Origin of the sequence: Subtercola lobariae (assembly GCF_014640255.1) — a bacterium.
Lineage (GTDB): Bacteria > Actinomycetota > Actinomycetes > Actinomycetales > Microbacteriaceae > Subtercola > Subtercola lobariae.
On the sequence record NZ_BMGP01000001.1, the window covers coordinates 263,465 to 288,899 of the forward strand.

Consider the following 25,435-nt stretch of genomic DNA (forward strand, 5'->3'; position numbering starts at 1 on the left):
CGCTCAGGCTCACGCCCAACTTCTCCGATTGCCTGCGGCGCTCGTGGCGCGCGTCGCGGGCACGACCATCGTGCCCATCGAAGGGCCGCCCATCGAGTGGAACCTCAGCTTCGTGCGGCGGTCGACCACGCTCCCGGGCCCGGCGGTGACCGCATTTCTCGCGCTGGTGGAGCGGCGCCGAGTCTCTGGCATATAATGAGGAGTAATCAAGTAGAGGAAAACAGGTCATCGTGTACACAACTGCTACAATCGACCCCATGGACTCGGTGACATCGTCAATCAGCGCTCGCGAGCTTCGGGCCGACCTCTCGGCGATTGTCGGCCGTGTGTCGTTCGGCCATGAGCGCATCGGCGTGACCCGCAACGGAAAGCTCGCTGCCGTGGTGATCGGAGTAGACGATCTCGAACTGCTGGAGCGCCTTGAAGACGCGAATGATCTCGCCGCGTATCGCGCTGCTCGCGCCGCGGACGATGGCGTTCGGCTGACCCTCGACGAGGTTCGGGCACTCGCCGCTCACGAAGGCGCCGCTCACGAAGGCGCCGCTCACGAAGGCGCCGTTCGCGAATCAAACGACGGGTGACGCGGTACGTCGTCGAGTTCACGACCGCGGCCGCAAAACAGGTCGTGAAGTTCGACCCTCCAGTTCGGCGCCGGGTGCTCGCAGCGATCGAGTCGTTGGCGGTAGAACCGCGCCCGCAAGCATCGACGAAATTGGTCGGAGAAGACGTCGCGTGGCGCCTGCGGGTCGGCGACTACCGCGTCATCTACGATCTTGTCGACGAGCTGATGACAGTGACGGTGGTGAGGGCGGCGCATCGTCGCGAGGTCTACTCGGGTTGAGGGCGTCGAGCTGGCCCGCGAACGCGGCGCCTCGCCTGCAGGCGGGCGTCTGCAAGGCTCCCGCACGGATGGCAGGAATGAAGCGAAGAGTGGCTCGTCTGCCATTTCGGAGGTCGCCGGTCTGCGCAACGATAGGTGCATGACGGCGTTCGGTGGCGATGAGAAGGGCCGGGCATCCGCTCGCCCGAAGGCAACACAAGCAACGCCGCTGCCAGACTCGCCAACGGCAACGTCGCCAACGGCAACGTCGCCTCATGAAGACGAGGGCAGGCGGCGACCGGGCACCGCGCGACAGGGCACGGTGGGGCTCGCCCAGGGCTCGGCGCTGTACATCGCTGCGGTGCTCGGAACGGGCATTCTCGTGCTGCCTGCGCTCGCCGTTCAGGTAGCGGGGCCAGCGTCGATCGTTGCCGTCGGCGTGCTCATCGTGCTGTCGGTGCCGCTCGCCGGCACGTTCGCGGCGCTCGCCGCACGGCATCCCGATGCGGGCGGGGTCGCCACGTTCGTGCGGCTCGCGCTGGGGCGCACAGCAGCACGGATGACCGGGTACTGGTTCTTCTTCGGCGTCTCCGTCGGCACGCCCGTCGTAGCGCTGCTCGGCGCTGAGTACGTGATCGCAGTGCTCGGTTCGCCCTCGTGGGTCGCCTTCGTCGTTGCGCCCGTGCTGCTGGTGCCGTCGTTCATGCTCAATGCGTTCGGGCTACGGCTTTCGGGTCGGGTGCAGCTCGTGCTGTCGGGGTTGCTCGTTGCGGTCGTCATCGGGGTCGTGGTGGTCGCGGCGCCCGCCGGTCAGGCGTCGAACTTCGAGCCGTTTCTGCCGCACGGCTGGGCCGGTGTGGGCGTGGCGATCAGCCTTTTCGTCTGGGCGTTCGCCGGCTGGGAGGCGGTGACCCATATCGCCGGGGAGTTCGTGAACCCGCGGCGCACTATTCCGCGCGCCACCGCCATTGCGGTCGTGGTCGTGGGTGCCGCGTATCTCGCGCTTCAAGTGGTGTCGGTCGGCGTGCTCGGCAGCGCGGCGGGCACTAGTTCGGTGCCGCTGCTCGACCTGGTTTCGGGCGCCGCACCGGTCTGGGGGCGTATTGCCGTGGCATCCATCGCGGCCATTGTCGCCCTCGGCGTGCTGAACGCGTACGTCGGCGCCTTCGCCAAGCTCGGCGCTTCGCTCGGGCGCGACGGCGACCTGCCGCGCTGGTTCGGGCCGGGAGCCGAGTCGGGCGGACTCCCGCGCCGCGCGCTGCTGCTGGTGGCCGCCATCGCGAGCGTCGACTATACGCTGATGGTGCGCTCGGGCGGAGCGCTCGCCCCGTTCATCCTGGTGCACACGAGCTGCATGGTGGCCGTCTACGCCCTCGGGGTGGTGGCGGCGCTGCGGTTGCTTCGGCGGTATTCGGTGGGCTGGTGGATGGCCGGGGCATCCACTCTCTTAGTCGCCGGCCTACTCGTGCTGGCCGGCCCCAACCTGCTCGCGCCCGCCATTCTCGCGGCAGCCGCCCTGCTCGTGGCGGCCATCGCGGCGCGGCGCGCCCGCCCGCGCCCGGGCCGCCGCGCGGCTTCGCCCGCTATTGCGTCCGCGGCCAACCACGCGGCCGCGGCCACCCTGGCAGCGACCTCGACGACCATCGCGGCCACCACAGCGCCCGCTGCCCCGACCGCAGTCGCGGCCACTCCCGCCACCGCGACACGACCACAGAGAAAGTAGGCTCAAGCACATGTCACGCCGATTCATCGACCTCAGCCACACCATCACCGAAGGATTGGTGACCTACCCGGGGCTGCCTGCGCCGACCTTCACCTCGCATCTCACCCGTGAGGCGTCGCGCGCCAACTACGCGCCCGGTACGCAGTTTCAGATGGACATCATCACCATGATCGGCAACACGGGCACCTACCTCGACAGCCCCTTTCACCGGTACGCCGACGGGGGCGACCTGTCGACCCTCGCGCTCGAGACGCTGGCTGAGCTGCCGGCCGTCGTGTTTCAATTTCCGGGCGTGGCCGGCACCTCGCTCGACGGGCCGGCCCCCGAAGATCAGTCGGAATTCGCCTTCGATGGCCGCGCCATCACGGCCGACGCGTTCGGCACCGAAGACCTGCGCGGCACGGCCGTGCTGCTCAGCACGGGGTGGGATGCTCTGTTCGGCACCCCCGAATACGCCACCGGGGCGCCTTATCTCAGTGAAGACGGCGCTCGGGCGCTTGTCGAGCGCGAAGTGGCCCTTGTGGCCATCGATTCGCTGAACATCGACGACGCGTCGGCGGCGTCGGGCGGCACCAGGCCGGCGCATTCGTTGTTGCTCGACGCGGGCATCCACGTGGTGGAGCACCTCACGAACCTCAAGGCGTTACCCTTTCGCGGCGCGCGGTTCACTGCAGTGCCGCCCAAAGTCAAGGGATTCGGCACCTTTCCCGTGCGCGCCTTCGCAACCGTAGACGGCCCCTGACTCGCCGCTCGGCCGATGATGCTCAGGTAGCGAAGGCGGTGGCGGCGGGCGCCGGGGCCTGCAGACGAACCACCTGGGTGCCGGTGGCGGCGGTAACGTTGATGCAGTGAGTTCAGAGCCGAAGACCGAGTTGGGCGGTGGCCCGTCAGATGACGAGGCCGCGGGCAACGAGGCCATGGGCAACGAGGCCATGGGCAACGAGGCCACGGGCAACGGGGCCGCGGGCATCCTGAGCCGCCCCTACCGCTGGGTCACCGTGGGCATGCTCGCGATGATTCTGCTGACGGCGTTCGAGGCGCTCGCGGTCACCACGGTGATGCCCACGATCAGCCGCGAACTCGACGGCGGCACGCTCTACGCGCTGGCATTCTCGGGGCCGCTCGCCATCGGCGTGGTGGGCATGGTGGTCGCGGGAAACTGGTCTGATCGCAGCGGCCCGCGCCGCGCCATCTTCGCCGCTGTGTTCACCTTCGCGGGCGGCCTGCTCATTGCCGGTCTGGCCGTCAGCATGCCCATGCTGGTGCTCGGCCGCCTCATCTCGGGGCTCGGCGGTGGAGCACTGACGGTCGCCTTGTTCGTGCTGGTCGCGCGCGTTTTTCCCGAGCGGCTGCACCCCCGGGTGTTCGCTGCGTTCGCGGCCGCCTGGGTCATTCCGTCGCTGGTCGGCCCTCTCATCGCCGGAATCGTGGCCGAGACCGTGGGCTGGCGCTGGGTGTTTCTCGGTGTCGTGGTTCTTGTGCTGCTGGCCATGTTCATGGTGGTGCCGGTGATGCGCGGCTTCCCTTCGACGAAGGCAACTGAGCGGTGGCAGATTTCGCGCATTCTGTGGTCTGGTCTCGCGGCGGCAGCCGTGCTGATCGCGAGCCTGGCCGGTCAGGTGAATGGCGCTTTCGTCTGGGTGTTGTCGATCGGTGCTGTCGTGGTGGCCATGGTCGCTTTGCGACCACTGTTGCCGCCAGGAGCATTGCGCGCGGCCGCAGGGCTACCCGCGATCATCCTGCTGCGTGGCATCGTGGCCGGCGCGTACTTCGCGTCTGAGACGTACTTGCCGTACTTCTTCACCAGCCAATACGGTCTGACGCCGGCGCTGGCCGGGCTCGCGTTGTCGGTCGCCGGGCTCTCGTGGGCGGGGGCTTCGTGGGCGCAGGGCAAGTACTCGGCACGCATCAGTGACGTGGCGAGCATCCGTGTCGGCACGCTGCTGGTGTTGTTCGCGATTCTGGTGGCACTCGGATGCTCGGTGTTCGCCTGGCCCGCCGCCTACGCCATCGCGGGCTGGGTGTTCGCGGGGGCTGGCATGGGTGCGATGTATCCGCGCATGTCGGTGGCGATGCTGCGGCTCTCGGCGCCAGAGAGGCAGGGATTCAATTCGTCTGCGCTCTCCATCTCCGACTCGACGGGCGCGGCCGTGGCGCTGGCGCTCACCGCTGCCGTCTTCGCAACCCTCGGCGGTGGCGCTGCCGGAGCGTCGGCCGGCTCGCTCGACACCGTCAATGTACTTGCATTCACCGGGTGTTTCGCCTTGTCTGGCGTGCTCGCGCTTGGTGCGCTGGTGTTGAGCGGGCGCGCTCGCTCGTAGTGCCCCGCGACACGCCGAGAGGTTCAATGTCGGTGGCTCTGTTTAGAATTTTTTCAGGGTGGCCGACTTATCCACAGATCGCGATTCGGTGGCGGTTTTTCGCGGAATTACCTGTGGATGACGGTTGTTGAATAAGTGTGGAAAGTCGACGAAACCTGTGGAAAATTACATCGGTGTAACTACTTCATCTAGGGGTATGTTCAGAACCTGACAACTAGATGTAGTGTTGGATTCCCGGCACGGCGTTACCGAGTCGGCAATGATTTTCACCAGTTTTGTGACATCAGTTGTGATGAATGAAAGGCGCTAACTCCATGGCAATCACGGTTTACACCAAGCCCTCCTGCGTACAGTGCACTGCGACCTACCGCGCCCTCGAGAACAAGGGCCTCGAATTCGAGATCTTCGATGTTTCCGTCGACGAGAAGGCCCTCGCGGCCGTCAAGGAGCTGGGTTATCTCCAGGCTCCCGTCGTCATCACTGACGACGACCACTGGTCGGGTTTTCGCCCCGACAAGATCGCCGAGCTGGCAGCTCGCGTGGCGTAATCGTTTTCACTTGATTGACGTGTGCTTGTGACGAATCTCGTCTATTTCTCTTCGGTCTCAGGTAACACACACCGGTTCATCGAGCGGCTGGGGAAACCCGCTCATCGCATCCCTATTTATGCTCGGCAAGAGCAGCTTCGGGTCGACGACCCGTACGTGCTGATCTTGCCGACCTACGGGGGCGGAACCAACGGGGGAGCAGTCCCGAAGCAGGTGATCACGTTTCTCAACGATGAGCACAACCGGTCGCTCATTCGGGGCGTCATAGCAGCAGGTAACACGAACTTCGGCGAGGCCTACGGTCTTGCGGGCGACATCGTTGCGCGCAAGTGCAAGGTGAACACCCTCTACAGGTTTGAAGTATTCGGTACGCCCGACGATGTCGAGGCCGTAACAACAGGATTGGATGAATTTTGGAAAGCACACTGATCGAGGCGCCCGCGGCGGTATCGGCCCTCGACTATCACTCGCTGAACGCGATGCTGAACCTCTATGACGCCGACGGCAACATCCAGTTCGACAAAGACAAAGAGGCGGCCAAGCAGTACTTCCTGCAGCACGTCAACCAGAACACCGTCTTCTTTCACAACCTGAAAGAGCGGCTCGACTACCTGGTTGAGAAGGAGTACTACGAGCAGGCCGTGCTCGATCAGTACTCGTTCGAGTTCATCCAGAAGCTCAACGACCTCGCGTACTCGAAGAAGTTCCGCTTCGAGACGTTCCTCGGGGCGTTCAAGTACTACACCTCGTACACGCTGAAGACGTTCGACGGCAAGCGTTACCTCGAGCGCTTCGAAGACCGCGTCGTGATGACCGCCCTCGGCCTGGCCGACGGCGACGAGACGCTCGCGATCAACCTCGTCGAAGAGATCATCGGCGGCCGCTTCCAGCCGGCTACCCCCACCTTCCTCAACACGGGCAAGGCGCAGCGCGGCGAGCTCGTGTCGTGCTTCCTGCTGCGCATCGAAGACAACATGGAGTCGATCTCCCGCGCCATCAACTCGTCGTTGCAGCTGTCGAAGCGCGGCGGCGGTGTCGCGTTGCTGCTGTCGAACATCCGTGAGGCCGGTGCGCCCATCAAGCAGATCGAGAACCAGTCGTCGGGCATCATCCCCGTGATGAAGCTGCTCGAAGACTCCTTCAGCTACGCCAACCAGCTCGGCGCTCGTCAGGGTGCGGGTGCGGTGTACCTCAGCGCTCACCACCCCGACATTCTGCGTTTTCTCGACACGAAGCGTGAGAACGCCGACGAGAAGATCCGTATCAAGACGCTGTCGTTGGGTGTCGTCGTTCCCGACATCACGTTCGAGCTCGCCAAGAACGACGAAGACATGTACCTGTTCTCGCCGTACGACGTCGAGCGCGTTTACGGCGTGCCGTTCGGCGACATCTCGGTCACCGAGAAGTATCGCGAGATGGTGGATGACCCGCGCATCCGTAAATCGAAGATCAAGGCCCGCGAGTTCTTCCAGACCCTTGCCGAGATTCAGTTCGAGTCGGGTTACCCGTACATCATGTACGAAGACACGGTGAACAAAGCGAACCCCATCAAGGGCCGCATCAACATGTCGAACCTCTGCTCGGAGATACTGCAGGTCAACACGCCGACGACCTACAACGAAGATCTGTCGTACGACTACATCGGCAAAGACATCTCGTGCAACCTGGGCTCGCTGAACATCGCGCTGACGATGGATTCGCCTGACTTCGGTCTCACGGTCGAAACCGCGATTCGTGGCCTCACCTCGGTGTCGAACCAGAGCCACATCTCGTCGGTGCGGTCGATCGAGGCGGGCAACGACCGTTCGCACGCCATCGGTCTCGGCCAGATGAACCTGCACGGGTACCTCGCTCGTGAGCGCGTCTTCTACGGCAGCGAAGAGGGCATCGACTTCACGAACATCTACTTCTACACGGTGCTCTTTCACGCGCTGCGGGCCTCGAACCGCATCGCCATCGAGCGTGGCGAGGTGTTCGACGGGTTCGCCGACTCCACCTACGCGTCGGGCGAGTTCTTCGACAAGTACACCTCTGCGTCGTGGACCCCGTCGACCGTCAAGGTCGCGTCGCTGTTCGACACCGCGTCGATCCATATTCCGACGCAGGCCGACTGGGAAGAGCTGAAGGCTTCTGTTCAGGCCCACGGCATCTACAACCAGAACCTGCAGGCCGTACCCCCGACCGGCTCGATCTCGTACATCAACAACTCGACGGCATCCATTCACCCCATCGCGTCGAAGATCGAGATTCGCAAAGAAGGCAAGATCGGGCGCGTCTACTACCCGGCTGCGTTTTTGACGAACGACAACCTGGAGTACTACCAGGACGCGTATGAAATCGGCTACGAGAAGGTCATCGACACCTACGCTGCGGCGACGCAGCACGTCGACCAGGGCCTCTCGCTGACGCTGTTCTTCCGCGACACCGCGACCACCCGCGACATCAACAAGGCGCAGATCTACGCGTGGCGCAAGGGCATCAAGACGATCTACTACATTCGCCTCCGCCAGATGGCCCTCGAGGGCACGAGCGTGGAGGGCTGTGTTTCCTGCACGCTGTGATGCGTTCATATTGGATTGAGGAGTGAGTTGTGGATGATGTCTTAGAGAGGCCGGCGTACGTCGGTTTCATCGGCGTCGTCTACGGCTTTCGCCTCGAAACCTCGGGTGAGTTCCGCTATGTCGGAATGACTTCCACGAGTATTAGACGGCGAACCCAGCAGCACTTCAAGAATGCCGCGGCAGGCCGGAAGACCGCCTTCTACGATTGGTTGCGCAAGGCATCCGAGCAGCACGTTTACGTAGAGTCGTTGGAGGTCGTCACCTCTTCTCTCGACGATCTCGCGAGATCAGAAGTGGCGTGGATCGAACGTCTGAAAGCGGGCGGACACCGGCTGCTGAATCTGGCGGAGGGTGGCAAAGGCCCGAACGGATACGTCTGGACCGGCGAACAGAGAAAGGCCGCGGCGATCCGTGCGACTGGTCGACCGGGATTGCATCGCTTCGGGCCAGACTCGCCGATGTTCGGAAAGCACCACAGCGAGGAGCAGAAGGCTCGCTGGTCGGAGATTCGCAAAGGCTCGATCACTGGCGAGAAAAACCCCAATTACGGCAAGTTCGGGCAAGATCATCCAGGTTACGGTCACACGATGTCTGCTGAATCGAAGGCCGCGTTAGCTGAGCAGCGGCGAGGTGCGGGCAACCCGAACTTCGGCAAATCGCCCAGCGCTGAGACGCGTGAAAAGGTTTCGATCTCTCTTCACCGGTTCCACCACACCAACAAGGGCGTAGTGAAGCCCGAATGCCGTCACTGCGTCGATGACGCGGCACAGAGTCCCACCCCACCGACCGGAGAAAATCCCAATGGCTGAACAGCTTCGACTGGCCCGCAATGTGCAGGCCATCAACTGGAACAAGATTCAAGACGACAAAGACGTCGAGGTGTGGAACAGGCTCGTCAACAATTTCTGGTTGCCCGAGAAGGTTCCGCTCTCGAATGACGTGCAGTCGTGGGCCACGCTGACGCCGGCCGAGCAGCAGCTCACCATGCGGGTATTCACCGGGTTGACGCTGCTTGACACGATTCAGGGCACGGTGGGTGCGGTGTCGTTGATTCCGGATGCTCTGACCCCCCACGAGGAGGCGGTGTACACCAACATCGCTTTCATGGAATCGGTGCACGCCAAGTCGTACTCGTCGATCTTCTCGACGCTGTCGAACACGAAAGACATCGACGAGGCGTTCCGTTGGTCGACCGAGAACCCCAACCTGCAGAAGAAGGCAGACATCGTTCTCGACGATTATCACGGCAATGACCCGCTGAAGCGTAAGGTCGCGTCGACCCTGCTCGAGTCGTTTCTCTTCTACTCCGGCTTCTACCTGCCGATGTACTGGTCGAGCCGGGCGAAGCTGACGAACACGGCTGACCTCATTCGTTTGATCATCCGCGACGAAGCAGTGCACGGCTACTACATCGGCTACAAGTTTCAGCGTGGTCTCGAGCGGGTCGACCAGACCACGCGCGACGAGATCAAGGACTACACGTTCTCGCTCGTCTACGACCTCTACGAGAACGAGACGCAGTACACGCAAGACCTCTACGACGAGGTCGGGCTGACCGAAGACGTGAAGAAGTTCTTGCACTACAACGCGAACAAGGCGCTGATGAACCTCGGCTACGAGCCGATGTTCCCGAAGACGGTGACCGACGTGAACCCGGCCATCCTCTCGGCCCTCTCGCCCAACGCCGACGAGAACCACGACTTCTTCTCGGGCTCGGGCTCCTCCTACGTGATCGGCAAGGCGGTCAACACCGAAGACGAAGACTGGGACTTCTAGGCACCATCATCGTCCGGCTATTGACATGATTGTTTCCATAGAGAAATAATTGTGTCATTAGCTGACGACCTGCGGATGACCGGGGCCCCGAACATGAACCTGAGTGAGCCCATTACATCGGTGGTCACAACACTCGAGGGTCAGGCGTTTCGCGTGCTCGCGCACACCACCGAACCCCTGACGGGGTCTGCCATCGCGCGCCTCTCTGGCAGCGGCTCAACGGTGGGCATGCGGCTCGCTCTGGCACGACTGGTTGAAAACGGTGTCGTCGACGTTCGTAAGGTGGGCCCCTCTCTTGTTTACACGGCTAATCGCGACCACGTCATGTGGCCGGTGATCGAAGCGCTTGTTAGCTCGGCAGACTCGGCGATGGAGCGCCTCCAAGCGGCTGTGGTGAATTCGTTGGAGATGCAAGACTCCGATTCGATATCGGTGAGAGACATATCGCTCGCTTTCTTCGGCTCAGTGGCGCGCGGAGAAAGCACGGCCGCGAGTGATGTTGACGTGCTGATGATACTTCCGAGTATGACAATCGATGAGGTCACTGCGCCGCTCGTGGACATCGTGTCTTCGACCATCGCTCGTGCCACAGGAAACGTGTGCAACGTCTACTGCCTCACGCGCGAGCAACTCACGGAATTGATAGCACGCAACGATGCGATGATCGCCTCATGGCTGGCTGATGCTCGAACTTTCAACGGGTCAGACGTTAAGCGACTCATTCGCACCTTGTCGTCGGCGCGCACTGGAGATCGACTGTGAGATAATCTGAGCATGGCTCGCTTTGCCGACATGACCCTGGCTCTCGTTCGTCAGCGAGCCGGAGCCGCTCACGAGTTTCTTCAGGTGGCCGAAGAACGGATAGAACTCATTCGCGCTGATTCTGGCGAATCGGCGGAAGCTCAGGTTGCCGCGTCGAATGCTATCAACGCGGGAATCTCCGCGTGCTATGCGATTTGCGGCAAGACACTCGGTCAACGCGCGAACGATGGTGACCATCGCCTAGCGGTCGATTTGCTCGGGTCGGTGAAACCCTCGGGCGCCCAGCTCGCAATGCGCCTGCGTCGACTCCTTGCCGATAAAAGTGAGCTCCAATATGGAGGCTATTGTTCTGCTGCCGTGGCGAGGTCGATGACCAAAGAAGCTCGAAAGCTGGTGGAGGCGATGGCTGACTTCGGTATCAGCTAGTCAGCCGCATCCGCAGGTGCGTCGGTAACAGCGCCCGGCAGGGGCGCGACGTAACGGCTCGCTACGGTGCCCTCGTCGAAGGGGGCGTCGATGCCGGTGCGGAAGGCGGGCTCGTCGAAGGCGATCAGCCAGCTGACCGGGCCGCCGGGCGCGAGACCGGGGTAACCCGCCATTTCGTTGTCGCCTGGGGCGATCACGACGCCGGTGGGTTCGCCGACCCAGCCCGACTCGGGCGAGCCTGACACCACCACGAGCGCCCCGACGCCGACGGAGTCGGGCAGGGAAAAGGCCGTAGCCGGGCGTTCGGCTCTGTTGCGACGGTTGCTGCCGAACATGACCATTCCTTCGACGTTGGGGCAGAGCCGAAAAAGGAGTTTCGGCACTCCCCACCGTAACCGCATCGCGCGTCGGCGGGCAGTGCGAGATGAGCGGCGCGCCGCAGGCCGGGTAGGGCAGGATAAAGACATGAGTCCATCGTTGAACGTCGTTGTCGCGCCCGATTCGTTCAAGGGAAGTGCGAGCGCCGTGCAGGTGGCAGCCGCCATTGCCGGGGGCTGGGGCGAGGTGCGGCCAGGCGACACGGTCGTGGTGCTGCCGATGGCCGACGGGGGTGAAGGAACGATCGACGCCTTCGTGCTTGCCGTGCCGGGTGCCGTGCGCATACCGGTGACCGTCACGGGGCCAGACGACCGCCCCGTCACCGCCGAATGGTTGTGGTTGCCGCCCGCACCGGGTGACACGGGCACCGGCGGAACAGGCGTGGTCGAAGTCGCGAACACCAGCGGCATAACGTTGCTCGACGAGCTTCGGCCGTGGGATGCCCATACCACCGGTTTTGGTCAAGCCATCGCCGCGGCGCTCGACCACGGCGTCGACAAGCTCTTACTCGCCATCGGCGGCAGCGCCTCGACAGACGGTGGCGCGGGTGCCCTGACGGCGCTCGGCGCACGCTTTCTCGATGCGACCGGCGCACCCGTTGCTCCCGGCGCGCGCGGGCTTGCCGCTCTGGCCAGAGCCGACCTCCGCGGTTTGCGCCCGCTTCCAGTTGATGGCGCCCACGTCATCACCGACGTCACGAATCCCTTGCTCGGCGAGAACGGTGCCGCCGCGGTGTTCGGGCCTCAGAAGGGCGCCGATGCAATACAAGTACACGGGTTGGATGCCGCACTCGCCACCCTCGCACGGGCCCTCGGTGCCGACCCGTCGCTCATCGTGGTCGCCGACGCCCCGGTAGACCTCGCCGAGTGGTCTGAGGGCGACCTCGGTTACCTCGCCGACCCTCTAACCGGCGAGGCGGATTCTGACGTTCCTCCCCCCACCCCGACCGACCCCGTTGGTTCGGCCGACACGGCAGCACCCGCCGTGGCACATGCAACGCCGGCCGCATCCTCGCCGCCCGCGGCCGCCGCGCCCGCTCTCGCTCCCGCACCCGACGTCACCGCACCGGGCGCGGGAGCCGCGGGCGGCACCGGCTTCGGGCTCGCGGCGTGGGGAGCGAGCATCCACCCGGGCGCAGACGCAGTTGGCACAGCTCTCGGGCTGCCGGCCCAGATCGAGCGCGCCGACGTGGTCATTACCGGCGAGGGCCGTTTTGACAACCAGTCGGCGGCGGGCAAGGTCGCGAGCTACGTGCTCGGGTTGGCGCGGCAGTACGACGCGTTCGCACTGCTCGTGGCCGGCAGCATCGAAACCGACCCCGACGACTTCGCCGCCTCTGTCTCCTTGACCGAGCTCGCTGGGAGCGCAGAAGCTGCTATCGGCAACCCCAAACCGTTTCTGTGGGCGGCAGGCCGCGCGCTCGCGAAAGGCGACGCACGAACGTCAGGCGAAGCGTCATAAGCTCCCGCCCCACCCCACCCCGCCCCCACCAAACCACAAGCCCACCCCACCCGACCCCACCCCACAAAGCTCTGCCACACCCCCCAGCCGAAGGAGCGCAGCACGGTGCCCATTCTGATCACAGCTGAAGAGCTGAAGTCGCTCATCGAATCACCCGAGACGGTGCGCGTGCTTGACGTGCGCTGGCGTCTAGGCGGCCCCGAGGGGTACCCCGAGTATCGTGCCGGGCACATTCCCACCGCCGTCTACGTCGATCTCGAAACTGAACTCGCGCGGCACGGCGAGCCGCACGAAGGGCGCCACCCGCTGCCCGATGCCGCTGACCTGCAGGCTGCGGCACGGCGCTGGGGTCTGAACGACGGCGAAACCGTCGTGGTTTATGACGATCTGAAGAATCTGTCGGCCGCACGCGCCTGGTGGCTGCTCACGAATGCCGGCGTGGCCGACGTTCGACTTCTCGACGGTTCGCTTCGAGCCTGGAAAGAGGCGGGCTACGACGTGGCAGCGGGCGAGGCCGAGGGCGAACCGGGCACGGTCACGCTCGCGTACAGCGCAGAAATTTCGCTGAGCATCGAGGAGGCGGCCGCCTTCCCTGAGACCGGTGTTCTGCTCGACGCCCGAGCGCCCGAGCGTTTTCGGGGCGATGAAGAGCCCATCGACCCCGTCGCGGGGCACATTCCCGGCGCGCGAAACGCTCCGGCGACGGCGAATTTCGACTCATCCGGCCGTTTTCTCAGTGCCGAGCAGCTGCGAGCTCAGTTCGAAGCAATCGGGGTGAGCGAAGACCGACCGGTTGCCGTCTACTGCGGCTCCGGTGTGTCTGCCGCGGCCGACGCGGTGGCCCTCACCATCGCCGGTTTCGACCCGGCTCTCTACGCAGGGTCGTGGTCGGCGTGGTCGAACTCACCGGGAAGACCAGTTGCCACGGGCGATTGAGGCTCAACATGTGACTGTCACATGAATTTTCTGAGAAATGTGACAGTAACATCGCGCTAGCCACACGCCGCTCAGCCGAGGAGCATAATTGACGCAGAACACGATGTGACCGTGCACATCGAATTGCATCGAGTTCGGGCAGGGCAGAACCACCGAAAGAGCCGAATTCGAGTCAGAACGGGCAGATCGTGGCAAGTGATGCGCAGACCGGGCGGGCGCCGAGCATCCGCGATGTGGCCCGCCTCGCCGGTGTGTCGCACCAAACCGTTTCGAGGGTGCTGAACAACCACCCGAGCATCCGTGTCGAAACCAAAGCGCGCGTTCAGCAGGTGATGGATGACCTGCAGTACCGCCCGAACCGGGCCGCTCGCGTGCTTGTCACCAGCCGCACTCGAACCATCGGCGTTCTGGCTGCCGCCGCCACTCAGTACGGGCCTGCCTCGAGCATTCAAGCGCTCGAGAAGGCGGCTCGCGCTGAGGGATACTTCGTGAACACGACGAATCTCGACGGCACAGACCGAGCGTCGATCGAACGCGGCCTCAACCACTTGCTCGACCAGGCGGTAGAAGGTCTTGTGGTTATCGCGCCACAGGTTCGAGTGTTCGAGACCTTTCACGACATGAACATCTCGCTGCCCTTCGTGACGCTGCAGAGCACCGGAACCACCGAACATGCCCTCTCGGTCGACCAGATCTCGGGAGCGCGCCTGGCCACCCGGCACCTGATCGAGCTGGGTCACCGCAGTATTTACCATCTGGCCGGCCCGCAAGACTGGATTGAAGCCGAAGCCCGTATGCACGGCTTTCTCACCGAGCTCTCGGCCAACGATGTGCCGGCGACAGCGCCGATTCTCGGCGACTGGACGGCGGAGTTCGGCTACTACGCCGGCCGCGAGCTGCTGCGTGTGCGCGACTTCACAGCCATCTTCTCGTCGAACGACCAGATGGCGTTGGGGCTGATTCACGCCATCCGCGAATCCGGCCTCGATGTGCCTCGCGACGTGAGTGTGGTGGGCTTCGACGACATTCCTGAGGCGGCTCATTTCTGGCCGCCGCTGACCACAGTGCAGCAAGACTTCGGCGAGCTCGGCCGCCGAGCCATTGCGCTGCTGCTCGGCAATATCGACGATCAGGGCGCGTCTCCGGCCACCCTGGTTCCTGACCTCATTGTGCGAAAGAGCACCGCGCGCCCCGCTTTCTAGGCGCGACCGATGCCCATTGCCCGAGCGTTGCCCGAGCGTTTTCGGGCGGTTACAGAAACGTGACCATCTCGGGTTGACATGCGTGCGAGACGTAAGGCAGCATAAGTGCAGCCAATGTGACCGTTCACATAACGTTCGCACGCGGCAATTATGTCGTTTCGCGCCACGAACGCCAACGAGCTTTTCATTCGCAATCAGACAAAGGAGTTTGCCCGCGTGAATGCTGTGCCCACCACCGAACGTGCCGCCGACCAGGAGGCATCTGGCCTCGTCGACGAGCGCTACGTGGTCGGCGTCGACTACGGCACCCTCTCGGGCCGTGCGGTCGTGGTTCGCGTATCAGACGGCGCAGAACTCGGTTCGGCCGCCTTCGCTTACCCGCATGCGGTGATGGATCGAATCCTCGCGCGCAGCGGGGTCACATTGCCGCCCGATTGGGCGCTTCAGGTGCCGAGCGACTACGTCGACGTGCTGAAGCACGCCGTTCCAGACGCCATCGCCGCAGCCGGTATCGACCCCGCAAACGTTGTGGGCATCGGCACCGACTTCACGGCCTGCACCATGATTCCGACGCTCTCAGACGGCACACCGCTGAACGAGCTACCGGAGTTCGCCGATCGCCCGCACGCCTACGTGAAGCTGTGGAAGCATCACGCCGCGCAGCCGCAGGCCGATCGAATCAATGAGCTGGCTGCCGTGCGGGGCGAATCGTGGTCGCCCCGCTACGGCGGCCTCATTTCGAGCGAGTGGGAGTTCGCCAAGGGCCTGCAGCTTCTCGAAGAAGATCCCGAAATCTACGACCGCATGCAGCACTGGGTCGAAGCCGCCGACTGGATCGTCTGGCAACTCACCGGCACCTACGTTCGCAACGCGTGCACGGCCGGCTACAAGGGCATGCTGCAAGACGGCGAGTACCCGAGTCGCGATTTCTTGAAGGCACTGAACCCCGGGTTCGAGACCTTCGCCGAGACCAAGGTGGCGCACCAGATCGGCCAGCTCGGCGCATCCGCTGGCCGGCTGAGTGCCGAAGCGGCCGCGCTCACCGGGCTGCCCGAGGGCATCGCCGTGGCGGTCGGCAACGTCGATGCGCACGTGACCGCGCCAGCAGCTCGTGCCGTGAAACCGGGTCAGATGGTCGCCATCATGGGCACCTCGACGTGTCACGTGATGAACTCCGACCGCCTGGTGGAGGTGCCGGGAATGTGCGGCGTCGTCGACGGCGGCATTGTCGACGGGCTGTACGGCTATGAGGCCGGCCAGTCGGGCGTCGGCGACATTTTCGCCTGGTTCGTAGAGAACCAGGTGCCGGCGAGGTACTCCACTGAAGCCGCCGCCGCAGGCCTCAGCGTGCACCAGTACCTCACCGAGCTGATCGCCGGCCAGCCCGTTGGTGGCCACGGGCTGGTCGCGCTTGATTGGGCGAGTGGCAACCGCTCGGTGCTCGTCGACCACGAGCTTTCGGGGCTCGTACTCGGCACCACGCTCACCACTCGCACCGAAGAGATCTACCGCGCTCTGCTCGAGAGCACCGCATTCGGCACCCGCAAGATCGTCGAAACGTTCACGGCCGCTGGCGTGCCCGTCACCGAGTTCATCGTGGCCGGCGGCTTGCTCAAGAATGCCTTTCTCATGCAGGTCTACAGCGATGTGCTCCGGATGCCCATCAGCACCATCGCGAGCGATCAGGGCCCGGCGCTGGGCTCTGCCATTCACGCCGCCGTGGCGGCCGGGGTCTACCCGAACGTGCTCGCGGCCGGCGAGGCCATGGGCAAGGTGAACACGAACGTCTACCAGCCGAACGACGAGGCGGCAGACGCCTACGACCGGCTCTACGCCGAGTATTCGCTGCTGCACGACTACTTCGGTCGCGGCGCGAACGACGTGATGCACCGCCTCGCCGCGCTTCGCCGCGAAGGATTCGCTGCGGCGTCAGCCGGCGCCGCCAGCGTCGGCGCGGGCGGCACCGATCTCGACAGCCTCGAACAGCAATCGCTCGAACCCGAACCCGAGCACAAACCCGAACACAGCGCTGGTGCAACCGCACAGAGCATGGAGGCCGCGAAGTGAACTACGGCCCCGAAATCGAAGTGGCCATCGCCCGGGTGCGCTCTGACGTGGCACACCTGCACGACGAGCTCACCAAGTACGGCCTGGTCATCTGGACGGGCGGCAACATCTCTGCCCGTGTGCCCGGCGCCGATCTTTTCGTGATCAAGCCATCAGGCGTGAGCTACGACGACCTGAGCCCCGAGAACATGATTCTCTGCGACCTCAATGGTGTCGTCATCGAAGACACCCCCGGCAGCCACCGTTCGCCCTCGAGCGACACCGCCGCGCACGCCTACGTCTACCGAAACATGTCGCACGTCGGCGGTGTGGTGCACACGCACTCCACCTACGCCACGGCCTGGGCGGCGCGCGGCGAAGAGATTCCCTGCGTCATCACTGCCATGGCCGACGAATTCGGCGGCCCCATTCCGGTGGCGCCGTTCGCCATCATCGGCGACGACTCCATCGGCGTCGGCATCGTCGAAACGCTCACCGGCCACCGTTCTCGTGCGGTGCTGATGCAGAACCACGGTGTCTTCACCATCGGCACGGATGCCCGTGACGCCGTCAAAGCGGCCGTGATGGCCGAAGACGTGGCGCGCACCGTGCACATCGCCCGGCAGCTCGGCGAGGTGAAGGTCATTCCGCAGCCGGCCATCGACGCGTTGTTCGATCGCTACCAGAACGTCTATGGCAAAGCACCCGTCACGGCACTGCCGTCGGCAGCGGCGAATCGGGGCGCACCCACCGGCGGCCGGTCTGGCACGTCGGGCGCGGCCAAGCGGGCCGCATCCACCTCTACCGGCTCTGGCCAGGGCAGGAAGTCGGCACGATGAGCACCTCGATCACGCCCGACCTCGCTTCGTTCGAGGTGTGGTTCTTTACGGGCAGTCAGAACCTGTACGGCGACGAGACCCTGCGTCAGGTGGCCGAGCAGTCGGCCGAGATCGCCGCGACCTTGCAGGGTTCGACCGATATTCCGGTGACCGTGGTGTGGAAGCCGGTGCTGAAAGACTCCGAGTCGATCAAGCGCGCCGTGCTCGAGGCCAACGCGAACGACCAGGTCATCGGCCTGATTGCCTGGATGCACACCTTCAGCCCCGCGAAAATGTGGATCTCGGGCCTCAACGCCCTGCAGAAGCCCCTGCTGCACCTGCACACTCAGGCGAACGTCGAGTTGCCCTGGGCCGAGATCGACTTCGACTTCATGAACCTGAATCAGGCGGCGCACGGCGACCGCGAGTTCGGCTACATTCAGACCCGCCTCGGTGTCGCTCGCAAGACCGTCGTCGGTCACGCGACGAACCCGGCCGTCACCGCCTCGATCGGCACCTGGTCGCGCGCTGCCGCGGGCTGGGCGGCAACCCGATCGCTGAAGCTCGCCCGGTTCGGCGACAACATGCGCTACGTCGCAGTGACCGAGGGTGACAAGACCGAGGCCGAGCTGCGGTTCGGCGTGCAGGTCAACACCTGGGGAGTGAACGAGCTCGCGCAGGCTGTCGCTGAGGCGACGGATGCCCAGATCGACGCCCTCGTCGCCGAATACCTCGAGGCATACGACGTCGCCGCCGAATTGCTGCCCGGCGCACCCCGTCACGACTCGCTGCGCTACGGCGCCGCCATTGAAATCGGGTTGCGATCCTTTCTCGAGGCGGGAGGCTTCGGGGCGTTCACCACGAGCTTCGAAGACCTCGGAGCGCTTCGGCAGTTGCCGGGTCTCGCCGTGCAGCGGCTGATGGCCGACGGCTACGGTTTCGGCGCAGAGGGAGACTGGAAGACCGCCATTCTGGTGCACGCCGCCAACGTGATGGGTTCGGGCCTGCCCGGCGGGGCGTCGCTGATGGAGGATTACACCTACGACCTCACGCCCGGCGCCGAGCTGATTCTGGGCGCTCACATGCTCGAGGTCTCGCCGTCGCTCACCACCTCGAAGCCGTCGCTCGAAATTCACCCGCTCGGCATCGGCGGGCGCGAAGACCCGGTTCGGCTCGTCTTCACGGCCGACTCGGGCCCAGGCATCGTGGTGGCCATGAGCGACCTGCGTGACCGCTTTCGCCTCGTGGCGAACGTGGTCGAGGTTGTGCAGCCGACAGCACCGCTGCCGAAGCTCCCGGTGGGCCGCGCGGTCTGGAAGCCCGCGCCCGACTTCGCGACCAGCGCCGCGGCCTGGCTGACGGCCGGCGCCGCGCATCACACCGTGATGTCGACGGCAGTGGGCCTCGAAGCCTTCACCGACTTCGCCGACATCGCGAAAACAGAACTTCTCGTCATCGACGAGAGCACAAACCTGCGCACGTTCGAACACGAAGTGCGTTGGAACCAGGCCTACTACCGCTTAGCCGGAGGCCTGTGATCACAACTGAAAACGGCAATAAACACAGCACGAGCGCACCACCTTCACACAGCACACCTGCTGACGACGAAGTCATTCACATCAAAGAAAAGGAAATACTGTGAAGAAAAAAGTAGTTCTTTCCCTCCTGGCCGCCGGGGCCATGGTTATTTCTCTAGCTGCCTGCTCGAGCGGCGGCTCTTCAGGTTCATCGACCAGCTCCGCTGGGGCCAACGCAGGCGGGCTCATCGGTGTGGCCATGCCCACCAAGTCATCTGAGCGCTGGATCGCTGACGGCAACAACATCAAGACCCAGCTCGAGGCAGCCGGTTACACCGTCGACCTCGAGTACGCCGAAGACGACATTCCCACCCAGGTCAGCCAGCTCGAGAACATGATCACCAAGGGCGCAAAGGCCCTGATCATCGCCTCGATCGACGGCACCACGCTGACGAACACGCTGCAGAACGCCAAAGACAACAACATTCCCGTTATTGCCTACGACCGACTGATTCGTGACTCGGAGAACGTGGACTACTACGCGACGTTCGACAACTACAAGGTCGGCGTCGAGCAGGCTACCTCGCTGCTCACCGGTCTCGGCCTGGTTGACGCGAGCGGCAACAAGACCGCGGTCAAGGGCCCGTTCAACGTCGAGCTGTTCGCCGGTAGCCCCGACGACAACAACGCGACGTTCTTCTTCAACGGCGCAATGGACACGCTGAAGCCGTACATCGCTGATGGCTCTGTCGTGATCAAGAGCGGCCAGACTGACTTCAACACCGTGGCAACACTGCGTTGGGACCCGGCTACCGCTCAGGCCCGCATGGAGAACATCCTCACCTCGACGTACTCCGACGGCTCGAAGGTCAACGGCGTTCTGTCACCGTACGACGGTCTGTCACGAGGCATCATCTCGGCTCTGACGTCGGCTGGCTACACGGCCGCCGACATCCCCATCATCACCGGTCAAGACGCTGAGATCGACTCGGTCAAGGCCATCAACGCCGGTGAGCAGTACAGCACCATCTACAAAGACACTCGTGAGCTCGCGAAGGTCGCTGTTGCCATGGCCACCGCTGTTCTGAACGGCCAGACGCCTGAGACGAACGACTCGAAGACGTACGACAACGGCAAGAAGGTCGTTCCGGCTGAGCTGCTGCAGCCTGTTGTCGTCACCAAAGACAACATTCAGAGCGTGCTGATCGACGGTGGCTACTACACCGCGGCACAGGTCAACGGCTAGTTCGTAGCACCCGAAGAGCGCTGACCCGGCCCGTCACCACGGGCCGGGTCAGCCGCCCTTCATCACCCCGAGCAGCACCAACCCCGAGCATCCGTACCTACCTAAGGGAGAGATATTGTGACCACCAATATCCTGGAAATGCGTAACATCACCAAGACCTTTCCGGGCGTGAAAGCGCTTCAAGAAGTCACGCTCGACGTCGCCCGCGGCGAAGTGCACGCCATCTGCGGCGAGAACGGAGCCGGCAAGTCGACGCTCATGAAAGTGCTGAGCGGCGTCTACCCCTTCGGTACCTATGAAGGCGACATCGTCTTCGAGAACGAAACGATGGAGTTTCGTGACATCAGTGACAGCGAGGCCGTAGGCGTCGTCATCATTCACCAGGAGTTGGCGCTCAGCCCCTACCTCTCTATCGCCGAGAACATCTTTCTGAACAACGAAATCAAGGGCTCATTCGGCCTGATCGACTGGAACAAGACCAACATCGAGGCATCGAAGCTGCTCGCCAGGGTGGGCCTTCGTGAGAACCCCACCACGAAGGTGCGCGACCTCGGCGTGGGCAAGCAGCAGCTCGTCGAGATCGCCAAGGCGCTCTCGAAGCGGGTGAAGCTGCTGATTCTGGATGAACCGACCGCCGCCTTGAACGACGAAGACAGTGACCACTTGCTCGACCTGATTCTCTCGCTCAAGGGCCAGAACATCACGTCGATCATCATCAGCCACAAGCTCAACGAGATCAAGAAGATCGCCGACACGGTGACTGTGATTCGCGACGGCAAGGCCATCGAGACCATTCCGAAGGTCGACGTCACCGAAGACCGCATCATCAAAGACATGGTGGGTCGAGACCTCGAACACCGTTACCCCGACCACACGCCGCACATCGGCGAAGAGATTCTTCGGGTAGAGAACTGGACGGCCTATCACCCGCAAGACCCCAACCGCGTGATGGTCGACAACGTGAACCTCAACGTGAAGCGCGGCGAGATCGTGGGTATCGCGGGGCTCATGGGCGCGGGGCGAACCGAATTCGCCATGAGCCTGTTCGGGCGGTCGTACGGCACTAAGATCTCGGGCCAGGTCTTCAAGAATGGCAAAGAGATCAAGACCCGCACGGTGTCAGAAGCCATCGACAACGGGCTCGCCTACGCCACGGAAGACCGCAAGTACTACGGCCTGAACCTCATCGAAGACATCAAGCGCAACATCTCGATGGCGTCGCTGAAGAAGCTCGAACGCGGGGGGCTGGTCGATGACAACGAGGAATACAAGGTCGCCGACGGCTACCGCAAATCGATGAACATCAAGGCGCCCTCGGTGCTCGCGAAGGTCGGCAAGCTCAGCGGTGGCAACCAGCAGAAGGTCGTGCTGAGCAAGTGGATCTACTCCGACCCCGACGTGCTGATACTCGACGAGCCCACCCGCGGAATCGACGTGGGTGCGAAGTACGAGATTTACACGATCATCAACCGCCTCGCCGCCGAAGGTAAGGGCGTCATCGTGATCTCGAGCGAACTGCCCGAACTCATCGGCATCTGCGACCGCATCTACGCCATCGCCGAAGGTCGCATCACTGGAGAAGTGCCGATCGCAGAGGCCACTCCCGAAACGCTCATCAAATACATGACCATGGAAAAGGAACGAATCTGATGTCTGATCTCGAGACGAAGCCGGCAGACGACACCGCCGCCGGTGGCCGAGTTAACCCGGTCGACAACAAGTTCACCCGCTCGCTCAGCCACGTGCTCAGCGACCTGGGCAAGAACGGCATCTTCATCGCCCTGATTCTGGTGGTGGTGGTGTTCGAGATTCTGACCAACGGGGTGCTGCTGCGCCCGCAGAACGTATCGAACCTCATCGTTCAGAACGGCTACATTCTGATTCTCGCCATCGGTATGGTGATGGTCATCGTGGCCGGCCACATCGACCTGTCGGTGGGTTCGGTGGCGGCGTTCGTCGGTGCGCTTTCGGGTGTGTTCGCCGTGAACATGGGGCTGCCGGCCTGGCTTGCCATTGTGCTCTCGCTGCTCATCGGGGCGGTGGTGGGGGCCTGGCAGGGCTTCTGGATCGCCTATGTCGGCATACCGGCGTTCATCGTGACCCTGGCGGGCATGCTCATCTTCAGAGGGTTGACCCTCGTTGTTCTGGGCAACCAGAACATCGGCTCGTTCCCCGACTTCTACCGCGCACTCGGTAACGGGTTCTTGACCGATGTGTTCGGCAAGTACAACATCGACCCGCTGTCGATCGGTGTCGCCGTCATCGCGATTGTGCTGCTGGTGGTGCAGTCCATTCGCACTCGCCGAGGTCGTCAGAGCTACGCACAGGCGGTGGAGCCGCTCGGCTGGTTCGTCGCCAAGTTGGTGCTCGTGAGTGCTGCCGTGTTGCTGTTCGCCTACGCGCTGGCCACCTTCAAGGGCATCCCGGTCACCCTCATCGTGCTCGCGGTGCTGATTCTGATCTACGGCATCGTCATGAACCGTTCGGTGTTCGGCCGGCACATCTACGCCATCGGCGGCAACCTGCACGCTGCCGAGCTCTCAGGCATCAAGACCCGCGTGGTGACGTTCTGGCTGTTCGTGAACATGGGCTTCTTGGCAGGGCTCGCCGGTCTGGTGTTCACTGCCCGACTGAACCTCGCAGGGCCGAAGGCCGGTGACGGGTTCGAGCTCGAGGCCATCTCGGCAGCGTTCATCGGTGGCGCTGCGGTGACCGGTGGCGTCGGAACCATCGGCGGTGCCATCGTCGGTGGTCTGATCATCGGTGTGCTGAACAACGGTATGTCGATCATGGGTATCGGCATCGAATGGCAGCAGGCCGTGAAGGGTCTCGTGCTGCTGCTGGCCGTGGCGTTCGACGTGTACAACAAGCGCCGCTCGGGTGGTCGGTAGATCTCGTAGTCTGAACGGATGCCCGTGCCCCGAGTGATGCTGCGGCTGAGATCTGTCTCGGCGCGGTCGTCGGCGGGCACGGGCGTCCGTCATGTCTCGATCGACGTCGGCGCGGGGCAGGTGCACGCGCTGCTCGGCGAGAACCTGTCTGGTGCGTCAGAGGTTCTCGCGGTCATCTCGGGCTACCTGCCGGCGCCCGACGGAGTGCTCGAGATCGACGAGCGGGTGCGCAATTTTCTTGGGCCTTCGGGGCCCGCTGATGCGGTGGCGGCCGGGGTCGGCCTGATTCGGGGGCCGGCGGCGATTGTGCCGCACCTCTCTATTGCCGAGAACGTGTACCTGGGGCACGAGAAATCGACGCGGGGGTTCATTCGGTTTCGCAAGCTCTACGCTGACGCGGGGGCGCTGCTCGAGCAGCTCGGCGACCCGCACACGCTGAACCCCGCGTCGATGGCGTCGACGCTCGACGCGGGCGGGCGACGCCTCGTGGAGTTGGCGCGGCAGCTCGCCTCCGAGCGGCGGGTGGTGCTGCTCGATGAGGCGTTCACCGGGCTGGATTCTCGGCAGCTCGCCGTGGTCGTATCGGGTATTTCGGGGCTCGCGGCCGCTGGGGTCACCGTGGTGCTGGCGACGCACCGCATCGACGTGGTGCGGCAGGTGGCGTCTGGCGTGACGGTGCTGTCGCGGGGTGAGGCGGTGGCGACGCTGGCGCTGCGCGGCGGGCAGGGCGGCCGCGCTGCGGGCGGTGGCGGTGCTGCTGGCGGTGGCGGTGGGGCTGCTGGCGGTAGCGGCCGCGGTGCGGGCGGCGGTGGCGGCGGCGGTGCGGGTGCAGGTGGTGGTGGCGGTGCTGCTGGCGGTGGCGGTGCTGCTGGAGTGGGTTCGGGTGGGTTTGGGTTGGCCAGCGGTGAGGGCGCTCAGGAGAGCTCGGTCGACGCGCTGGTGGAGTTGATGACGGCGCATGTTCCGGTGGTGCGGCGGCCGGTGCGGGAGCGGCTCGATGACGGGCCCGAGGTGCTTGACGTGCGAAAGTGGAGCGTGTGCCACCCCGCGAACGCGGCGCTCGAAGTCGTGCACGGGGTGTCGTTGACGGTGCGCCGAGGCGAGATCGTGGGGCTGGCCGGGCTCGAAGGGTCTGGCGTGGCGGAGTTCGGGCTCAGCCTGTTCGGGCGCTCGTATGGGTCGGCGGTGTCGGGCGAGGCGGTGCTGGGCGGGCATCCACTTGTCGCGAAGAACCCGCAGGAGGCGGTCGCGGCGGGGTTGGGATTGTCGACCGAGGCCGACCTGCGGTATGACCTTCAGCTGATCGGGGGAGTTCCGTCGCGGGTGACGCCGTCGGGGATCGCGCGGTTGGCGCGGCTCGGGTTGGTCGATTCGAATCGTGATTACCAGACGGCGGCGCCGGCCTTCGGGCTCGGCGGTATGTCGGCGCTGCTCGGGCCGCGGGGTGGTGCTGCGGGTGGAGCTGGTGGTGGTGGTCATGGTGCTGCGGGCGGGGCTGGTGGTGGTGGTGCTGGTGCGGCGTCACGATCGGGTGCGGGCGGCGGTGGCGGTGGTGTCGGGCCGGGTTCTGCGCGAGGTGCGGCGGCCGGGGCTGCGGGTGGGCATCGGCTGGCGCTCGAGGCGTGGCTGAGTCTGCCGCTGGGGTCAAGGCCCGCGATGGTGATTCTCGATCACCCCACGAGAGGGCTTGTGGGCGGTGCGATCGAGCAGCTGCGCGACCTCATCTTCGAGCTCGCGGCCGGCGGCACCGGCGTGCTGCTGGCGTCAGACGACCTCTCGGAGCTGCTCATCATGACCTCTCGCGTCTACACTTTTGCCGACGGCGCGGTCACCTGGTCGGGCCCCACCGACGGCGCGACCCCCGCGTCGCTCCTGCGTCACATGGTCGGCGGGCCGCCCGCCCCCTGACACCGCAACCTGCTGGCTCTGCGGGCGGGCGCGTGACGTGCGGATGGCCTGCGTGCAGGCAAATGGGCCGCGGATGCAGCCGATGCGGATGGTGT

The 25,435-nt window shown here is 64.3% G+C and carries 24 protein-coding genes; 23 read left to right on the forward strand and 1 reads right to left on the reverse strand.

The features are described 5' to 3' along the window. The first annotated feature begins 28 nt into the window (after positions 1-28). From IEX24_RS01335 to IEX24_RS01395, 13 genes are all read left to right on the forward strand, one after another. On the forward strand, positions 29-196 hold the full coding sequence (locus tag IEX24_RS01335) for a type 2 periplasmic-binding domain-containing protein (protein ID WP_188672482.1): 168 nt from the start codon (positions 29-31) through the stop codon (positions 194-196). 61 nt (positions 197-257) lie between these two features. After that, the gene (locus tag IEX24_RS01340) at positions 258-581 is read left to right on the forward strand and encodes a type II toxin-antitoxin system Phd/YefM family antitoxin (RefSeq protein ID WP_188672484.1); all 324 of its coding nucleotides are present in this window, start codon (positions 258-260) and stop codon (positions 579-581) included. Then, complete coding sequence (locus tag IEX24_RS01345; protein WP_188672487.1) at positions 578-841, forward strand: type II toxin-antitoxin system RelE family toxin; 264 nt, start codon at positions 578-580, stop codon at positions 839-841. Before IEX24_RS01340 ends, IEX24_RS01345 begins: the two co-directional genes overlap by 4 nt. 139 nt (positions 842-980) lie before the next feature. Then, on the forward strand, positions 981-2,543 hold the full coding sequence (locus IEX24_RS01350) for an APC family permease (RefSeq protein ID WP_188672490.1): 1,563 nt from the start codon (positions 981-983) through the stop codon (positions 2,541-2,543). Between the two features lie 10 nt (positions 2,544-2,553). After that, entirely contained in the window at positions 2,554-3,285 is a 732-nt protein-coding gene (locus IEX24_RS01355) for a cyclase family protein (RefSeq protein ID WP_188672492.1), read from the forward strand. Between the two features lie 106 nt (positions 3,286-3,391). After that, on the forward strand, positions 3,392-4,864 hold the full coding sequence (locus tag IEX24_RS01360) for an MFS transporter (RefSeq protein ID WP_229715032.1): 1,473 nt from the start codon (positions 3,392-3,394) through the stop codon (positions 4,862-4,864). A 314-nt stretch (positions 4,865-5,178) separates the two neighbouring features. After that, positions 5,179-5,412 carry a glutaredoxin-like protein NrdH gene (gene nrdH, locus IEX24_RS01365; RefSeq protein ID WP_188672494.1) on the forward strand — a complete coding sequence of 78 codons (234 nt, stop codon included), beginning with the start codon at positions 5,179-5,181 and terminating at the stop codon, positions 5,410-5,412. Positions 5,413-5,439: 27 nt separating this feature from the next. Beyond that, entirely contained in the window at positions 5,440-5,841 is a 402-nt protein-coding gene (gene nrdI / locus IEX24_RS01370) for a class Ib ribonucleoside-diphosphate reductase assembly flavoprotein NrdI (RefSeq protein ID WP_188672496.1), read from the forward strand. Next, on the forward strand, positions 5,826-7,973 hold the full coding sequence (gene nrdE, locus IEX24_RS01375; protein WP_268236207.1) for a class 1b ribonucleoside-diphosphate reductase subunit alpha: 2,148 nt from the start codon (positions 5,826-5,828) through the stop codon (positions 7,971-7,973). Before nrdI ends, nrdE begins: the two co-directional genes overlap by 16 nt. Before the next feature lie 29 nt (positions 7,974-8,002). After that, the gene (locus IEX24_RS01380; protein ID WP_188672498.1) at positions 8,003-8,782 is read left to right on the forward strand and encodes an NUMOD3 domain-containing DNA-binding protein; all 780 of its coding nucleotides are present in this window, start codon (positions 8,003-8,005) and stop codon (positions 8,780-8,782) included. Beyond that, positions 8,775-9,749, forward strand: a complete 975-nt coding sequence (gene nrdF, locus IEX24_RS01385; protein ID WP_188672500.1) for a class 1b ribonucleoside-diphosphate reductase subunit beta — start codon at positions 8,775-8,777, stop codon at positions 9,747-9,749. The genes IEX24_RS01380 and nrdF overlap by 8 nt, the downstream gene beginning before the upstream one ends. Positions 9,750-9,800: 51 nt before the next feature. Further along, positions 9,801-10,511 (forward strand): nucleotidyltransferase domain-containing protein, encoded by a 711-nt coding sequence (locus tag IEX24_RS01390; protein ID WP_188672502.1) that lies wholly within the window; start codon positions 9,801-9,803, stop codon positions 10,509-10,511. Between the two features lie 12 nt (positions 10,512-10,523). Beyond that, positions 10,524-10,937, forward strand: coding sequence for a hypothetical protein (locus IEX24_RS01395; protein WP_188672503.1), 414 nt, complete (start codon positions 10,524-10,526; stop codon positions 10,935-10,937). Here the strand turns inward: IEX24_RS01395 and IEX24_RS01400 are convergent. Then, complete coding sequence (locus tag IEX24_RS01400; protein WP_188672506.1) at positions 10,934-11,272, reverse strand: hypothetical protein; 339 nt, start codon at positions 11,270-11,272, stop codon at positions 10,934-10,936. The two genes, IEX24_RS01395 and IEX24_RS01400, sit on opposite strands and share 4 nt — an antisense overlap. Positions 11,273-11,402: 130 nt before the next feature. Here IEX24_RS01400 and IEX24_RS01405 point away from each other — a divergent pair, with 130 nt between their 5' ends. The 10 genes from IEX24_RS01405 to IEX24_RS01450 all read left to right on the forward strand — a co-directional run bounded on the left by IEX24_RS01405 (position 11,403) and on the right by IEX24_RS01450 (position 25,340). Continuing rightward, positions 11,403-12,776 carry a glycerate kinase gene (locus IEX24_RS01405; RefSeq protein ID WP_188672508.1) on the forward strand — a complete coding sequence of 458 codons (1,374 nt, stop codon included), beginning with the start codon at positions 11,403-11,405 and terminating at the stop codon, positions 12,774-12,776. Between the two features lie 105 nt (positions 12,777-12,881). Then, on the forward strand, positions 12,882-13,712 hold the full coding sequence (locus IEX24_RS01410; protein ID WP_188672510.1) for a sulfurtransferase: 831 nt from the start codon (positions 12,882-12,884) through the stop codon (positions 13,710-13,712). 185 nt (positions 13,713-13,897) lie between these two features. Continuing rightward, complete coding sequence (locus tag IEX24_RS01415) at positions 13,898-14,914, forward strand: LacI family DNA-binding transcriptional regulator (protein ID WP_188674188.1); 1,017 nt, start codon at positions 13,898-13,900, stop codon at positions 14,912-14,914. Between the two features lie 225 nt (positions 14,915-15,139). Next, the gene (gene araB, locus IEX24_RS01420) at positions 15,140-16,981 is read left to right on the forward strand and encodes a ribulokinase (RefSeq protein WP_229715078.1); all 1,842 of its coding nucleotides are present in this window, start codon (positions 15,140-15,142) and stop codon (positions 16,979-16,981) included. Further along, positions 16,978-17,799: an L-ribulose-5-phosphate 4-epimerase gene (locus IEX24_RS01425; RefSeq protein ID WP_188672513.1), complete on the forward strand. Its 822-nt coding sequence runs from the start codon at positions 16,978-16,980 to the stop codon at positions 17,797-17,799. The genes araB and IEX24_RS01425 overlap by 4 nt, the downstream gene beginning before the upstream one ends. After that, positions 17,796-19,316: an L-arabinose isomerase gene (gene araA / locus IEX24_RS01430; RefSeq protein ID WP_188672515.1), complete on the forward strand. Its 1,521-nt coding sequence runs from the start codon at positions 17,796-17,798 to the stop codon at positions 19,314-19,316. The genes IEX24_RS01425 and araA overlap by 4 nt, the downstream gene beginning before the upstream one ends. Before the next feature lie 142 nt (positions 19,317-19,458). Next, a complete protein-coding gene (gene chvE, locus IEX24_RS01435) occupies positions 19,459-20,541 on the forward strand; it encodes a multiple monosaccharide ABC transporter substrate-binding protein (RefSeq protein WP_188674191.1) in 1,083 nt (360 codons plus the stop codon). Positions 20,542-20,658: 117 nt separating this feature from the next. Beyond that, a complete protein-coding gene (gene mmsA, locus IEX24_RS01440; RefSeq protein WP_188672527.1) occupies positions 20,659-22,191 on the forward strand; it encodes a multiple monosaccharide ABC transporter ATP-binding protein in 1,533 nt (510 codons plus the stop codon). Beyond that, entirely contained in the window at positions 22,191-23,432 is a 1,242-nt protein-coding gene (gene mmsB, locus IEX24_RS01445; protein WP_188672530.1) for a multiple monosaccharide ABC transporter permease, read from the forward strand. Before mmsA ends, mmsB begins: the two co-directional genes overlap by 1 nt. 18 nt (positions 23,433-23,450) lie before the next feature. After that, on the forward strand, positions 23,451-25,340 hold the full coding sequence (locus IEX24_RS01450) for an ATP-binding cassette domain-containing protein (RefSeq protein ID WP_188672533.1): 1,890 nt from the start codon (positions 23,451-23,453) through the stop codon (positions 25,338-25,340). Positions 25,341-25,435: the final 95 nt, after the last annotated feature.